Here is a 14,711-nt window from a genome sequence, read left to right on the forward strand (position 1 = left end):
CAAGCTAACCTTCTGGCCCGCATCGCCGCGCTAATGTGCGTCGGGTCACAGTCCGACGGTGCCGGATACCGGGTCGAGGAGGTTGCGTTGGGTGCTGCGAAGTACGTCGGTCGGGTAGGTGGATTGGCAATCGCACTCGGGGTCGGGTCGGCTGTCGTCCTGGGCGCCCCGGTGGCCTCGGCGTCGCCCGGTTCCAGTGACACGTCGGCTGAGTCCCCCTCCGCGCCGGCGGCCAAGAAGGGCCCAACCAAGGACCGGCAGAGTGCCCGCTCGTTGCGGCAGGCGGCGGTACGCGCGGCGATCAAGGACCGCGCGGCCACGCTCGGTGAATCCGGCCGTCACCGCGTGAGTTCGACGACGCCGAAGTCCGACGTCGTGCAATCGATCAACGACCGGCTGTCGGAGGTCCAGGCGAAGGTCGAGGCCGGCCTGACCCGTCATGGCAGCGACTCAGACCCCGCCGCCGGGGCGGCCGAGAAACTCAAGGTCACCAAGCCTGCCGAGACGTTGCGGGGCCTGGCTTCGGCCAAGCCGAAACTGCCCCGGCCGCTGGGCGATCACGCTCAGACCCCGGAGCCGGGTGCGGTCGATGAAGAGCCCACGATCGAGGCCGTCGAAACCACCGTCGGTGATGAGCCCGCAACGAAACCGGCCCTCATCGCGACGGTGAAGGCCGGACAACAGGCGCCTGCCGCGGCGGCTCCCGTGCGGGGCCTGATCGAGACCGTGGTCAATGACATCGCCAGGACACTGGCCGGAAACTCGCCTACCGCGCCCAGGACGGATTCGCCCGCCGAGTGGGTTCTGCTGGCCGCCGCGCGTCGGGAGTTCTCCACCGCCGCCGTGTCGCCCACCGTGGGTGCCACCGGCGGGATCACCGCGGCTCCGTCGGTCGGTATCACCGACGGCATCATCCACGGCACCACGGGGGCCACCAGTTCCAGCGGACTGCCGCTCACCTACACCGTGATCGGTGATCCGAGTGGAGGCGGCAAGGTGCGGCTCAGTTCGGCCAACGGCACCTTCACGTTCCTGCCCTACGCGACGGTCGTCGACAGCGGCGGCAAGGAGAAGTTCACCGTCCTGGTCGCCGAGACCACGGCGTTTGACGCTGCGCTGCAACAGATCCCGATCGTGGGCTCGTTCGTGCCGCAGGTGCTGGTGATCGTGCATCAGATACCGATCGTGAACGACGTGTTGGCGCCGCTCATCGGCAAGTCCGAGGTGGTGGACGTCAACGTCGACGTCGGTGAGCTGGCACCGGCGGGCACCCCGGTGGCCTACACGGTCAAGGTGACGTCCTTCGACGGCGCACAGATCAGCATGAACTACTTCCCGGCGTCGGGCCTCCAGGAAGGGGACAAGGCGCCGACCATCTTCAGCGGCGCGGGTCTGTCCAGCGCGGGTGACACCAACCCGTACTCCGGCGGCGCCACCGGTGTCGGCACGTTCCGTAACGCCGGCTACAACGTCGTCACCTGGGATTCGCGCGGCGAGCACGACTCGGGTGGAATCCTTCAGCTGGACAGCCCGTTCTATGAGGGCCGTGATGTGTCCGCCATGATCGACTACGTCGCGAAGCAGTCGAGCACGCAGCTCGACGATGTGAATGATCCGCGGATGGGCATGGTGGGCCCTTCGTACGGCGGCGGCATTCAGTGGGTGGCCGCCGGTACCGACAACCGGATCGACGCAATCGTCCCGACGATCGCGTGGAATTCGCTGAACAGTTCGCTCTACCCCAACGAGGCGTTCAAGACGTCGTACGCCGGGCTGCTGTTGCTGTCGTTGGTGACATCGGGAGCGAACATCAATTCACAGCTGTATGGCGGGATCCTGACCGGCGGACTGCTCGGCATTCTGACCCCCGAGCAGCAAGCCCTGCTGGCCAGTAGCGGACCGACCGTGCTGGTCAACAAGATCACCGCGCCGACACTGATCATCCAGGGCACGGTCGACGTGCTGTTCCCGCTGCAGCAGGCGATGGACAATGCGCAGATCCTGGACGCCAACGGCGTGCCGGTGAAGATGGTCTGGTTCTGCGGCGGCCACGGCAACTGCGAAACTCCGGCCGGTGACAGCACCGAGATGGTCGAGACCGCGACGATGGCCTGGCTGGACACCTACGTCAAGCACAAGGGCGAAGCCGTCGACGATGGCCTGCCCAAGTTCCAGTGGATCGATCAGAACGGCGACCACTACACGTCCGACCTCCTGCCGACCGACCCGAATTTCACCGGGACTCCGGTCACTGCGTCGGGCAGCGGCGGCGTACTCGGAATCGTGCCGATCCTCGGCGGTTCCGGACCGGGCGCCGCAGGGATCCCGTTCGGGCTCGGTGACGGCACCAAGGCCGCCAACGCGGTGAACATCAAGGTGACCGCGCCGTCGGACACCCCGACTCAGGTCGTCGGCGCGCCCCAACTGACGATGACCTACTCCGGGATCGGCACGAGCCGCCACGTCTACGCCCAGATCGTCGATGACCAGACCGGACAGGTGATCGGCAATATCGTCACACCGATTCCGGTCACCCTCGACGGCAAGGAGCACACCGTCACCATTCCGATGGAGGCGGTGGCCTACACGCTGGAACCCGGCCACACCGCCACGGTGCAGATCACCACCTCGGCGACGTCGTTCCTCAACTTCACCCAGTTCGGCGCGATCAACATTTCCAATGTTCAGGTGTCCCTGCCGACCGCCGGGCCCGGCGCCAACGTGCAGCCCGCGGCCGACGCCGCTCAGGAGGTGGTGAGCGTCTAGAGCCGGCCCTCACCACGCAGGTCCGGATGCACCCATTCGGGTGAGCGACGCGCCTTGAACGCCTGGAATCCCTCCATCGCCTCGTCGCCGCTGTAGCTGGCTTTCATGCCGATCCGGTCGTAGAGGCCCATGTAGCTGTCCAGGCTGGACTTGACCACTCCGCGGGCCCGGGGTGCGGTCCGGCAGCATTGGGTGAGCACTTCGGTTGCGGCAGAGAGTAATTCGTCGTGCGGCGCGACCCTGGCAACCATGCCCCAGTCGACCGCCTCCTGCGCGGTCAGGGTGCGCCCGGTGAACATCAGGTCGCGGGTGCGGACCGGGCCGATCAGACGGGCCAGCATCTGGCTGTAATACGTGTCGGCGATGCCGCGGTACAACTCCGGCACCCGGAACGTGGCGCGGTCGCTGACCACGGCCATGTCGCTGCAGATCGCGATCTGCAGCCCACCGCCCTGACACAGCCCGTTGACCGCACTCACCACCGGCTTGACCGATTGGCGCAGGGTTTCGAACGGGGTGACGTCCATCGAGAGGGCCGCGCCGAAGCTCATCCAGTCATCGACGCCGTTGCCGCCGCCGAGGTCACCGCCGGGGGCGAACACGTCCCCGGTACCGGTGATCAGCAGTCCGGCCAGATCCGGGTCCGCCTCGACGTGGGTGACCGCGTACCGGATGCCGAAGTACATCGCCGGGGTCATCGCATTGCGGGCCTCGGGGCGATCCAGGGTGACCACGCCGAACGGGCCCTGCCGCTCGAACTTCAGATACGGCGTGCCCAGCCAGTCGCCTTCGGGCGGTCGTGGGGTCAGTCCCTGAGTCATGCTGGCGACTATAACGCCAACGGTATCGCCTTCAGTTGCTCGTATCAGTGCGTCAGGACGGCATCGATGTCAGCGGCCGACGGCGCGCAGTTGCCGGCCCCGCGCACCAAGGTGGCCAGTGCTCCGGCCGCACATGCGCGGCGCAGGGCCTGCTCGTGGCCGGCGGTCCACCCCGCGGCCAGCACCCCGGCGAACACGTCACCGGCCCCGGCGGTGTCCAGCGCCCGCACCGACGGGGACGGCACGTCGAAGCGTTCGTCGTCGCCCAGATAGCTGGCTCCACGTGCGCCCCGGGTGATCACCAGATGCCGCACCGGCCAGTGCCAGTCGGACGCCTCGGTCTCGTTCACCACCACCACGTCGACCAGTTCCGACAACGCCAGCAGATGATGGGCCGGCGTCCCTCCCGGCGATGCGTTGAGCATCACCACCGCCCCGGCTGCCCGGGCCAGCTTGGCCGCGGCGATCGCCGTCGTCACCGGGATCTCCAACTGGATCAAGGTGACCTCGCTCCAGACGATGGCCGAGCGGGCCGCCGCGGAATCCACCTCGAGCCGCGAGTTGGCGCCCGGCGCCACCACGATGCAGTTCTCCCCGACAGCGTCGACGAGGATCGCGGCCGACCCGCTCGGGCCGGGCACACACGCCACGGCATCGGCGCCGACTCCGTTTGCCTGGAGATGACGGCGCAGGATCGCGGCGGCTGGGTCGTCACCCACCGCGGCCACCAGCTCGACGTCGGCGCCGGCCCGCGCGGCGGCCACCGCCTGGTTGCCGCCCTTGCCGCCGGGCGCCGACGACAGCGACGACGCGAGCACCGTCTGTCCTGGGCGCGGCAGCGCACCGACGGTGAACGTGAGATCGGCGTTGATACTCCCGACGACGCAAACCCGCGCTGCGGCCATAGATAAAAAGGCTAACCGGGCCGGGCCGTCAGTGGCGGCTGACACCTGTCGAAGGACGTCAACTCCTCCGATACGCTGGCTAGATGAGCGTTCAGACAGAGTCACCGACGACTGCGGTGCCGCACGCCGACCTGCGCGATCAGGTGCACGAGGCGGCGCGTCGGGCGCGAGTCGCCGCCCGCGTCCTGGGCACCCTGAGCGCCGAGACCAAGAACCGCGCGCTGCATGCCGCCGCCGACAGCGTGCTCGCCCATGTTCACGAGATCCTCGCCGCCAACGCCGCCGATGTCGAGGCCGCGCGTGAGGCCGGGACCCCTGAGTCGATCCTGGACCGCCTGGCGCTCAACCCGCAGCGGGTCGACGGCATCTCCGCCGGTCTGCGCCAGGTCGCCGGGCTGCCCGATCCGGTCGGCGAGGTGTTGCGCGGCCGCACCCTGCCCAATGGCCTGCAACTGCGTCAGCAGCGGGTACCGCTCGGCGTCGTCGGTATGGTCTACGAGGGCCGGCCCAACGTCACGGTCGATGCCTTCGGGCTCACCCTGAAATCGGGCAATGCCGCTCTGCTGCGCGGCAGTTCGTCTGCGGTCCGTTCCAATGAGGCACTCGTGACGGCGCTGCGTTCTGCGCTGGCAGCGGAGGGCCTGCCGCTGGACGCCGTGCAACTGCTGCCCAGCCATGACCGCGCCAGTGTCACCCACCTGATCCAGGCCCGCGGTCTGGTCGATGTGGTTATCCCGCGTGGGGGAGCCGGCCTGATCGAGGCCGTGGTGCGCGACGCCCAGGTGCCCACCATCGAGACCGGTGTCGGCAATTGCCATGTCTACGTTCATTCCTCGGCCGACATCGACGTGGCCGAGAAGATCCTGCTGAACTCCAAGACCCGGCGTCCCAGCGTCTGTAATGCCGCCGAGACCCTGCTCGTGGACGAGGCGCTGAAGGCGAGCGCGCTGCCCCGGCTGACCGCCGCGCTGCGCGAGGCCGGGGTGACCGTGCACGCCGACCCCACCGACGAAGAGTTGCACACCGAGTTCCTCTCGATGGACATCGCCGTCGCGGTGGTCGACGGGCTCGACGCCGCGATCGCCCACATCAACGAGTACGGCACGGGTCACACCGAGGCCATCGTGACAACGGATCTTGCTGCGGCCCAACGCTTCACCGAACAGGTGGACGCGGCCGCGGTGATGGTCAACGCGTCCACCGCGTTCACCGACGGAGAGCAGTTCGGTTTCGGCGCAGAGATCGGCATCTCCACCCAGAAGCTGCATGCCCGCGGACCCATGGGCCTGCCCGAACTGACCTCGACCAAATGGATCGTGTGGGGAGACGGTCAGACCCGCCCGGCCTAGGCGCCGACCAGACAGAGACCAGGAGACCACATGAGCGTGCCCGCTCGCCCCGCTCCGTTGTTCGCCGACATCGACGATGTCGCGCGGCGCCTGGCGGAGACCGGATACCTGCCCGATACCGCTACCGCCACAGCGGTTTTCCTCGCCGACCGGCTGGGTAAGCCGCTGCTCGTGGAGGGGCCCGCGGGGGTCGGCAAGACTGAGCTGGCCCGCGCGGTGGCAGCGACCACCGGCTCCGAACTGGTCCGCCTGCAGTGCTACGAGGGCGTCGACGAGGCTCGCGCCCTCTACGAGTGGAACCACGCCAAGCAGATCCTGCGGATCCAGGCCGGCCAGACCGCGAACGGCGGCGACTGGGACCAGACCAAGATGGACGTGTTCAGCGAGGAGTTCCTGCTGACCCGCCCGCTGCTCACCGCGATCAAGCGCACCGACCCGACCGTGCTGCTGATCGACGAGACGGACAAGGCTGACATCGAGATCGAGGGCCTGCTGCTGGAGGTGCTCTCCGATTTCGCGGTGACCGTCCCCGAACTCGGCACGATCACCGCGGAGCGGCCGCCGTTCGTGCTGCTCACCTCGAATGCCACCCGTGAGCTCTCCGAGGCGCTCAAGCGTCGCTGCCTGTTCCTGCACATCGACTTCCCGGATCCGGACCTGGAGCGCCGCATCCTGCTGTCCCGGGTGCCCGAACTACCCGAGCACATCGCAGGAGAGCTGGTGAAGATCATCGGCGTGATGCGCGGTATGCAGCTCAAGAAGGTGCCGTCGGTCGCCGAGACCATCGACTGGGGCCGCACGGTGCTGGCCCTGGGCCTGGACACCATCGACGACGAGATGATCGCCGCCACCCTCGGTGTGGTGCTCAAACACCAGTCCGACCAGGTCAAGGCTGCCGGCGAGCTCAGGCTCAACTGATGACCCCGCGCCGGGTTCGACCGCCCCAGCCGCTGGCCCCGCACGGCCTGCCCGGGCACCTCGTCGAGTTCGTCGAAGCCCTTCGCGGGCAAGGAATCTCGGTCGGCCCGTCGGAAACCGTGGATGCCGGTCGGGTGATCACCGTGCTCGGGTTGGGCAATCGTGAAGCGCTGCGCGAGGGCATTGCGTGCGCGGTGCTGCGGCGCCCCGACCACCGCGAGACCTACGACGCGATGTTCGACCTGTTCTTCCCGGCTGCGCTGGGCGCACGCACCGTGCTCGAGGACGAGGACGAGGGCGACACAGGTGGTGAGGATCGGCTGCAGCTGCCGCCCGAGGACATCGAGGCGATGCGCGACGCGTTGGTGAAGATGCTGGCCGACAACGAGGACCTGGCCAACCTCGACGACCGGATGGCGGCGATGATCGCCAGGATCGTCGAGGCCTACGGCCGCTACAACTCCAGCCGTGGCCCGTCGTACTCGTCGTATCAGGCGCTCAAGGCCATGAGCCTCGACGATCTCGAGGGTCGGCTGCTGGCCGGGCTGCTCGCCCCCTACGGCGACGAGCCCACGCCGACCCAGGAGGAGATCGCCAAGGCCCTGGCCGCGCAGCGCATCTCCCAGCTGCGCAAGATGGTCGAGTCCGAGACCAAGCGCCGCACCGCCGAGCAGTTGGGCCGCGACCACGTGCAGATGTACGGGGTGCCGCAGCTGGCCGAGAACGTCGAGTTCCTGCGCGCCTCCGGTGAGCAGCTCCGTCAGATGCGCAAGACCGTGCAGCCGCTGGCCCGCACGTTGGCGACCCGGCTGGCGGCCCGGCGCCGCCGCTCCCGGTCCGGCGAGATCGACCTGCGCAAGACGCTGCGCAAGTCGATGTCCACCGGCGGTGTGCCGATCGACGTGGTGCTCAAGAAACCGCATCCGGCCCGTCCCGAGCTCGTGGTGCTCTGCGATGTATCCGGGTCGGTGGCCGGGTTCAGCCACTTCACCCTGATGCTGGTCTCGGCGCTGCGCCAGCAGTTCTCCCGGGTGCGCGTCTTCGCCTTCATCGACACCACCGACGAGGTCACCGACATGTTCGGGCCGGAGGCCGATCTGGCGGTGGCGGTGCAGCGCATCACCCGTGAGGCGGGCGTCTACACCCGCGACGGGCACTCGGACTACGGCCACGCCTTCGTATCATTCCTGGACAAGTACCCCAACGTGCTGTCGCCGCGCAGCTCGCTGCTGGTGTTGGGCGATGGTCGGAACAACTACCGCAACCCCGAGACGGCGCTGCTGGCACACATGGTGTCGGCCAGCCGTCACGCGCACTGGCTCAACCCGGAGCCCAAGCACCTGTGGGGCAGCGGGGATTCCGCGGTGCCGAAATACCTCGAAACGATCCCGATGCACGAGTGCCGCTCGGCCAAGCAGCTGGCCGCGGTGATCGACGGGTTGCTGCCGGTCTGAGCCCGCGCATCGCATCGCCCCTGTGCCGGCTGGGTTCGCGCGGGTGCCGGCCGACGTCAGCGCTCCCGTAAGCTGCCTCTTTGTGGCAAGACGGCGCAGGCTGGGCGTGATGGGCGGGACATTCGATCCCGTCCACAACGGGCACCTGGTCGCGGCGAGTGAGGTCGCGGACCTGTTCGAGCTCGACGAGGTGGTGTTCGTCCCGACCGGTCAGCCGTGGCAGAAACACGACCGGCGGGTCAGCGCCGCCGAGGACCGGTATCTGATGACGGTGATCGCGACCGCGTCCAACCCGCGATTCTCGGTCAGCCGGGTCGACATCGATCGGGGCGGGGCGACCTACACCAAGGACACCCTGCGTGACCTGCGTGATCTGAATGCCGACACCGACCTGTACTTCATCACCGGAGCCGATGCCCTGGCATCGATCCTGTCCTGGCAGAACTGGGAAGACCTCTTCTCCATGGCCAGGTTCGTCGGTGTCAGCCGGCCGGGCTACGAGCTCGACGGTGACCATATCGAGGCGGCGCTGCGTGAGCTGCCACCGGAAGCGTTGACGTTGGTCGAGGTGCCTGCACTGGCGATCTCCTCCAGCGACTGCCGTAAGCGCGCCTCCGAAGGCCGGCCGATCTGGTACCTGGTGCCCGACGGCGTGGTCCAGTACGTGACCAAACGCGGGTTGTACTCCGCAGACGGGAAGGGTGAACACATCATGGAGCCGGTTCGATGAGCGCGACCGACGAGGCCGTCGCAATGGCGACGGTGGCCGCCCAGGCTGCCTCGGCCAAGTTGGCCGACGATGTGGTGGTGATCGACGTGTCGGGCCAGTTGGTGATCACCGACTGCTTCGTCATCGCGTCAGCCTCCAACGAACGCCAGGTCAACGCGATCGTCGACGAGGTCGAGGACAAGATGCGGCTGGCCGGGTACAAGCCCGCGCGCCGCGAGGGCACCCGCGAGGGGCGCTGGACGCTGCTCGACTACGTCGACATCGTGGTGCACATCCAGCACCAGGACGAGCGGGAGTTCTACGCCCTCGAACGGCTGTGGCGGGACTGCCCGACGGTTCCGGTCGAACTTGGTGGGCCGGCGGACCCGGAGTTGGCGGAATGAGGGCGCGATGAAGGTCCGTCGGTTGGTGCTGTTGCGCCACGGCCAGACCGAGTACAACGCGGGCAGCCGGATGCAGGGTCAGCTCGACACCGAGCTGTCCGATCTCGGCCGCGACCAGGCCGCCGCGGCTGCCGAGGTGCTCGCCAAGCGTCAGCCGCTGTTGATCGTGTCCTCGGACCTCAAGCGCGCCCTCGATACCGCGGTGACCCTCGGTGATCGTGCCGGGATCCCGGTACAGGTGGACAAGCGGTTGCGTGAGACGCACCTGGGGGATTGGCAGGGCCTGACCCACCAGGAAGTCGACACGATGGCACCGGGCGCTCGCGAAGCCTGGCGCGAGGATGCGCGGTGGGCACCGCACGGTGGTGAAAGCCGGGTCGACGTGGCCGACCGCAGTGTTCCGGTGGTAGCCGAACTTGTTGCCGGACAGCCGGAATGGGGTCTGGATGGTTCAGACCGCCCCGTCGTGCTGGTCGCTCACGGCGGGTTGATCGCGGCGCTGACCGCGGGCCTTCTCGGTCTGCCGGTGGACAACTGGCCGGTGCTCGGCGGCATGGGGAACGCCAGTTGGGTTCAGCTGTCCGGACATTCGGGAGACACCGCCGACGAGTCGGATATGGATGCGATCCGCTGGCGGCTGGATGTCTGGAATGCCTCGGCACAGGTGGCCAACGATGTCCTCTGATCACGAGCCGTCAGCGTCCTCGCGTAACGGCCGCCCGACACTGCTCGTGTTCTGTGATTCTCTTTCGTATTTCGGCCCGACCGGCGGTCTACCGTCCGACGATCCGCGGATCTGGCCCAACATCGTTGCCGAGCAGTTGGGCTGGGACGTCGAGCTCATCGGTCGCATCGGCTGGACCACCCGTGACGTCTGGTGGGCTTCGACCCAGGATCCGCGGGCGTGGGCGGCCTTGCCGCGTGCCGGCGCGGTGGTATTCGCCACCAGCGGAATGGATTCGCTGCCCTCGCCGCTGCCGACGGCGCTGCGTGAGTTGATCCGGTATGTGCGGCCGGCGTGGCTGCGGCGCTGGGCACGGGACGGCTACGGCTGGATCCAACCGCGGTTGTCGCCTGTCGCCCGCGCGGCGCTGCCACCGCATGTGACGGTCGAGTACCTGGAGATGACTCGCAACGCCATCGATTTCAACCGGCCGGGTATTCCGGTGGTGGCCTCGCTGCCCTCTGTGCACATCGCCGACACCTACGGCAAGGCCCATCACGGGCGTGAGCCCACGGTCAAGGCGATCTCGGCCTGGGCCCAGGAGCATGACGTGCCGTTGGTGGATCTCAAGGCCGCCGTGGCGGACGAGGTCCTCAGCGGGCGGGGCAATCCCGACGGCATCCACTGGAATTTCGAAGCTCACCGGGCGGTGGCCGAGTTGATGCTCAAGGGGCTGGCCGCTGCTGGTGTGCCACAACTGGATTCCACCGACTGACGATGGCGGTCATGGTAGTGACCGACTCGACGTCGCGGTTGCGACCTGAGTTGTGTGAGCAGTGGGGAATCCGGCAGGTGCCGTTGCACATCCTCGACGACGGCAATGACTGGCGCGAAGGTCTTGATCCGATGCCGTCGGGCATCTATGAGCGGGCGCGGGTCACCACGTCGGGGGCCTCGCCGGCCGACCTCGCCGACACCTATCGGCAGGCGCTGGCCGACAGCGGCGGTGATGGTGTTGTCGCAGTGCATATTTCGGCCGCGCTCTCGAGCACCTACAGCACGGCTGCGGCTGTGGCCCGCGAGATCGGGCAGGCCGTCCGGGTGGTGAACTCCCGAGCGGCAGCAATGGGGGTGGGCTTCGTCGCTCTGGCCGCCGCCGAATCAGCCCGTGGCGGAGGAACACTCGACGCTGTCGAGGCCGCGGCTCGTGCCGCGGTACCGCGAGGGCAGGCGTTCATCGTCGTGCACCGTCTCGACAACCTGCGGCGCAGTGGCCGGATCGGTGCGGCGGCATCGTGGCTGGGCACCGCGCTGTCGCTCAAACCGCTGCTGCGCCTGGATGTCGATGGCCGGTTGGTGCTCTCGCAACGTATCCGGACGATTTCGAAAGCACATGCGGCACTTGTCGATCAGATCGTCGACGCGGCGGGCGACCGCGCTGTGAGCGTCGTGGTCCACCATGTCGACAACCCGGACGGGGCCGAGGAGATCGCCGAGGCGCTCACCGGCCGCCTGCCGCACCTGCGGTCGCTGTCGGTGACCGACATGGGCGCGGTGCTGGCCGTTCATGTGGGTGGTGGCGCGGTCGGTGCGTGCGTATCGGTCGACGAGCCCGAGTGAACCGGTAGTCCAAACTACCGTTGACCGTGAATATCGGTAAGTCTACACTTACCGATATGGCATCTGCTGCCTCGGTGCTCGATGCGCTCGGGGACCACACCCGTCGGTCCATTCTCGAGATCCTCCTCGAGGGGCCGATGGCGGTTGGGGTGCTTGCCGACCAGCTACCGGTCTCCCGACCTGCTGTCTCCCAGCATCTGCGGGTACTCAAGGATGCCGAGCTGGTGTTGGAGTCTGTCGTGGGCGCCCGGCGGCTATACCGAATAGACCCGGGCGGATTAGCGGTGGTGCGCAATTACCTGGACCGGTTCTGGGAAACCACGCTCGACAATTTCGCACTGCTGGCCGAGGCCGAGGCCGAGAAGAGCCGGGAGGAGAACTGATGGACACCCAATCAGCTGCTGAGTCACAGGTAGTGCGGTCGGTGACCGTGCCGTTGAGTCGCCAGCGAACATTCGAACTGTTTGCCACCCGCATGGGCGAGTACTGGCCGCGTGAGCATTCCATCGCGACCGTGCCACGAGAAGACATGGTGATCGAGCCGCGGGTGGGTGGCCGCTGTTTCGAGCTCGGCGAGGACGGCAGCGAATGTGACTGGGGTCGGGTCGCGGTGTGGGAGCCGCCGAGTCGTCTGGTGCTGCTGTGGCAGATAAACGCGGACTGGAAGTTCGATCCCGACTTCGAAACCGAGGTCGAAGTGACCTTCAGCGAGCTGGAACCGGGGCGCACCCGACTCGATCTGACACACCGGAACCTCGACCGCTACGGAGACCGTGCCGCGGAAATCCGGTCAGCACTGGACTCGCCCGATGGCTGGACCGCGATCCTCGACGCTTTCGTTCGGTGCGCCATCGGCGCTGCACCACAATGACTTTCGGTGCCGGCGGCGCGGTCGGTGCCCGGATTGCCGTGGAGGACGGGCAACGGAACGGCCCGACTCTGTGCGGGGTATGCCACGGCTCGCGCAGCGGCTGCGCCCCTGAAAACCATGGGCGCGCGTTCTAGCCGGCGAAGCGGCCGGTGATCGGCGGCAGGTCCTTGAGCGTGACGATCCCAGGTGCGGCGGCAACGACCGCGGGCACCGCATTGGTGACCGGCAGCGCGGTGTAGATCATGCCCAGCCCGTTGAGGCTGACTTCGCTCCAGTCCTTCGACGGCAGGCAGTAAACGACGGTGCGCATGTTGGGGACGCCGAACACCTGGATCACGTGACCGTGCGCCACCGGCTTCGGTGGGGTGACGTGATTTCCCATGATCCAGTTGAACCCGACGCTGACGACGTTCTTGTCGCCCACCCAGCCGCGGTGGTAGCCGTACACGCTGGCCACCGTGCCTTTGGGGATCTGCATGAAACCGAGATCGCTGTCGTCGGTGGCGGCGGTGAACTCCACGTCGAAGGTGATCCGGTCCAGCTTGGCGCCGATGGCGTCGGCCATCATCGCCGCCGACTCGGCGAACACTTCACTTTCCAGGCGGACGTTCTCAGCCAGCCCCGGGGTGGCGGGGTCCTGGCCGAAACCCATCGCAGCCATGGTTCCGGCCGATTCGTACACCCCGCAGTCGACCGATTCGGTGATACGGATTTCGTCGACGCTCTCGCATGCGCTGGACAGCACCATGCCCATCATGTTGGTCAGGCCGGGGTGTGCGCCGCTGCCGAAGATCGTGGAATTACCTGCCTCACACGCCTTCTGGATGCGTGCCAGGTCCTCGGGGGTCTGCTTGCCGCCGGTGATCCAGGCCGCGGTGGAACACACGTTCACCCCCGCTTCCAGCAGCGCGACGAGTTCGTCGACGCTGGGCCAGATGGGGTTGTAGCAACAGGCATCGGGCTTGAGCGCGATCAGTTCGTCGATGTCGTTGGTGGCTTTGATGCCGGTGGGTTCCGGCCAGCCGGCGAGTTCCGCGGCGTCGACTCCGACCTTTTTGGCGCCGTACGCGTACACGCCGACCAGTTCCATGTCGTCGCGGCCGATGATCGCGTGCAGCGAGCGTCGTCCGATGTTGCCGGTGGTCCATTGGATGACCCGAATCGGCTTACCCGCTGCGGTCATGATCGCCTCCCTCGCTGAGCCCTGCGCTGGACTCTAGACACTATCGGGGACTTGTTCACCACCGGTAGGCACACCGCCCGGTCGTCGTTCTGGCGGGAGGCGGACCGCCGTCGCACAATCGAAGTACGGGGCACGCTCGCCCCGGCGAAGCCATGAATCGAGGTCGGATCATGGACATGCTCTACGTGGTCGCGTCAATGGGTGTCGGCGCCATCGCCCTGTTCTGGCTCGGCGTGAGCAACATCCGCGTGGTCAGACAGTACGAGCGGGGCGTCGTGTTCCGGTTGGGCCGGGTCCGGGACAACGTCAGGCAACCCGGTCTGACGATGCTGATTCCGGTCGCCGACCGGTTGCAGAAGGTCAACATGCAGATCATCACGATGCCGATCCCTGCCCAGGATGGCATCACCCGCGACAACGTCACCGTGCGTGTCGACGCGGTCATCTACTTCAAGGTGATCGACCCGGTGCGGGCCGTGGTCGACGTCCAGGACTACATGTCGGCGATCGGCCAGGTGGCCCAGACTTCGCTGCGGTCGATCATCGGCAAGAGCAATCTGGACGACCTCCTGTCCAACCGGGAGCGGCTCAATCAAGGCCTGGAACTGCTCATCGACAACCCTGCGGTGGGCTGGGGGATACACATCGACCGGGTCGAGATCAAAGATGTCGTACTGCCGGATTCGATGAAGCGGTCGATCGCGCGTCAGGCCGAGGCCGAGCGGGAACGGCGGGCCCGCGTCATCACCGCGGACGGCGAACTTCAGGCGTCAGAAAAGCTCGCCGCGGCTGCCGATGTGATGGCGGCTGAGCCGGCGGCCCTGCAACTGCGGCTGCTGGAAACGGTCGTCGAAGTGGCCGCGGAGAAGAACTCCACTGTGGTGCTGCCGTTCCCGGTGGAACTGCTGCGCTTCCTGGAGCGGGCCACGCCGCCTCCGTCCCCCAACGGTGCAGCGGGTAGATAATTCACAGCGCGAGATTCATCCACAGCCGGCCGGTGCCGAAGGTTCGGAAGCCTGGAACCGTCGTGAACGGCACCTACCGTCG

The 14,711-nt window shown here is 67.4% G+C and carries 15 protein-coding genes; 12 read left to right on the forward strand and 3 right to left on the reverse strand.

Going from position 1 to position 14,711, the window contains the following annotated elements; all coding sequences use genetic code 11:
* Positions 1 to 87: 87 nt before the first annotated feature.
* The gene (locus ACZYZ7_RS22840) at positions 88 to 2,766 is read left to right on the forward strand and encodes a S15 peptidase family protein (protein WP_463741881.1); all 2,679 of its coding nucleotides are present in this window, start codon (positions 88 to 90) and stop codon (positions 2,764 to 2,766) included.
* On the opposite strand, the gene ACZYZ7_RS22845 is transcribed toward ACZYZ7_RS22840, so the two are convergent.
* Entirely contained in the window at positions 2,763 to 3,587 is an 825-nt protein-coding gene (locus tag ACZYZ7_RS22845; protein WP_135456305.1) for an enoyl-CoA hydratase/isomerase family protein, read from the reverse strand. The genes ACZYZ7_RS22840 and ACZYZ7_RS22845 overlap by 4 nt on opposite strands.
* 44 nt (positions 3,588 to 3,631) lie before the next feature.
* Entirely contained in the window at positions 3,632 to 4,492 is an 861-nt protein-coding gene (locus ACZYZ7_RS22850) for a ribokinase (RefSeq protein WP_135456303.1), read from the reverse strand.
* An 83-nt stretch (positions 4,493 to 4,575) separates the two neighbouring features.
* Here ACZYZ7_RS22850 and ACZYZ7_RS22855 point away from each other — a divergent pair, with 83 nt between their 5' ends.
* The 10 genes from ACZYZ7_RS22855 to ACZYZ7_RS22900 all read left to right on the forward strand — a co-directional run bounded on the left by ACZYZ7_RS22855 (position 4,576) and on the right by ACZYZ7_RS22900 (position 12,481).
* On the forward strand, positions 4,576 to 5,841 hold the full coding sequence (locus tag ACZYZ7_RS22855; RefSeq protein WP_135456301.1) for a glutamate-5-semialdehyde dehydrogenase: 1,266 nt from the start codon (positions 4,576 to 4,578) through the stop codon (positions 5,839 to 5,841).
* 30 nt (positions 5,842 to 5,871) lie between these two features.
* Positions 5,872 to 6,759, forward strand: a complete 888-nt coding sequence (locus tag ACZYZ7_RS22860) for an AAA family ATPase (protein WP_135456299.1) — start codon at positions 5,872 to 5,874, stop codon at positions 6,757 to 6,759.
* Complete coding sequence (locus ACZYZ7_RS22865) at positions 6,759 to 8,213, forward strand: vWA domain-containing protein (protein ID WP_135456297.1); 1,455 nt, start codon at positions 6,759 to 6,761, stop codon at positions 8,211 to 8,213. The genes ACZYZ7_RS22860 and ACZYZ7_RS22865 overlap by 1 nt, the downstream gene beginning before the upstream one ends.
* 82 nt (positions 8,214 to 8,295) lie before the next feature.
* The gene (gene nadD / locus ACZYZ7_RS22870; RefSeq protein ID WP_135456295.1) at positions 8,296 to 8,943 is read left to right on the forward strand and encodes a nicotinate-nucleotide adenylyltransferase; all 648 of its coding nucleotides are present in this window, start codon (positions 8,296 to 8,298) and stop codon (positions 8,941 to 8,943) included.
* Positions 8,940 to 9,326 (forward strand): ribosome silencing factor, encoded by a 387-nt coding sequence (rsfS, locus tag ACZYZ7_RS22875; protein ID WP_135456293.1) that lies wholly within the window; start codon positions 8,940 to 8,942, stop codon positions 9,324 to 9,326. Before nadD ends, rsfS begins: the two co-directional genes overlap by 4 nt.
* A gap of 7 nt (positions 9,327 to 9,333) precedes the next feature.
* The gene (gene gpgP / locus ACZYZ7_RS22880; protein WP_135456291.1) at positions 9,334 to 10,011 is read left to right on the forward strand and encodes a glucosyl-3-phosphoglycerate phosphatase; all 678 of its coding nucleotides are present in this window, start codon (positions 9,334 to 9,336) and stop codon (positions 10,009 to 10,011) included.
* Positions 10,001 to 10,765, forward strand: a complete 765-nt coding sequence (octT, locus tag ACZYZ7_RS22885) for a diglucosylglycerate octanoyltransferase (protein WP_135456289.1) — start codon at positions 10,001 to 10,003, stop codon at positions 10,763 to 10,765. The genes gpgP and octT overlap by 11 nt, the downstream gene beginning before the upstream one ends.
* A 2-nt stretch (positions 10,766 to 10,767) precedes the next feature.
* Complete coding sequence (locus tag ACZYZ7_RS22890) at positions 10,768 to 11,610, forward strand: DegV family protein (protein WP_463741882.1); 843 nt, start codon at positions 10,768 to 10,770, stop codon at positions 11,608 to 11,610.
* A 56-nt stretch (positions 11,611 to 11,666) separates the two neighbouring features.
* A complete protein-coding gene (locus ACZYZ7_RS22895) occupies positions 11,667 to 11,993 on the forward strand; it encodes an ArsR/SmtB family transcription factor (RefSeq protein ID WP_135456285.1) in 327 nt (108 codons plus the stop codon).
* The gene (locus tag ACZYZ7_RS22900; protein ID WP_135456284.1) at positions 11,993 to 12,481 is read left to right on the forward strand and encodes an SRPBCC family protein; all 489 of its coding nucleotides are present in this window, start codon (positions 11,993 to 11,995) and stop codon (positions 12,479 to 12,481) included. The genes ACZYZ7_RS22895 and ACZYZ7_RS22900 overlap by 1 nt, the downstream gene beginning before the upstream one ends.
* Positions 12,482 to 12,611: 130 nt before the next feature.
* Here ACZYZ7_RS22900 and ACZYZ7_RS22905 read toward each other — a convergent pair whose 3' ends face one another.
* Positions 12,612 to 13,664 (reverse strand): NAD(P)H-dependent amine dehydrogenase family protein, encoded by a 1,053-nt coding sequence (locus tag ACZYZ7_RS22905; protein WP_463741883.1) that lies wholly within the window; start codon positions 13,662 to 13,664, stop codon positions 12,612 to 12,614.
* A gap of 170 nt (positions 13,665 to 13,834) precedes the next feature.
* Between ACZYZ7_RS22905 and ACZYZ7_RS22910 the strand changes: the two genes are divergently transcribed.
* The gene (locus ACZYZ7_RS22910) at positions 13,835 to 14,629 is read left to right on the forward strand and encodes an SPFH domain-containing protein (RefSeq protein WP_463741884.1); all 795 of its coding nucleotides are present in this window, start codon (positions 13,835 to 13,837) and stop codon (positions 14,627 to 14,629) included.
* The last annotated feature ends 82 nt before the right edge of the window (positions 14,630 to 14,711 follow it).

The organism is Mycobacterium sp. IDUB_17 (assembly GCF_055419465.1).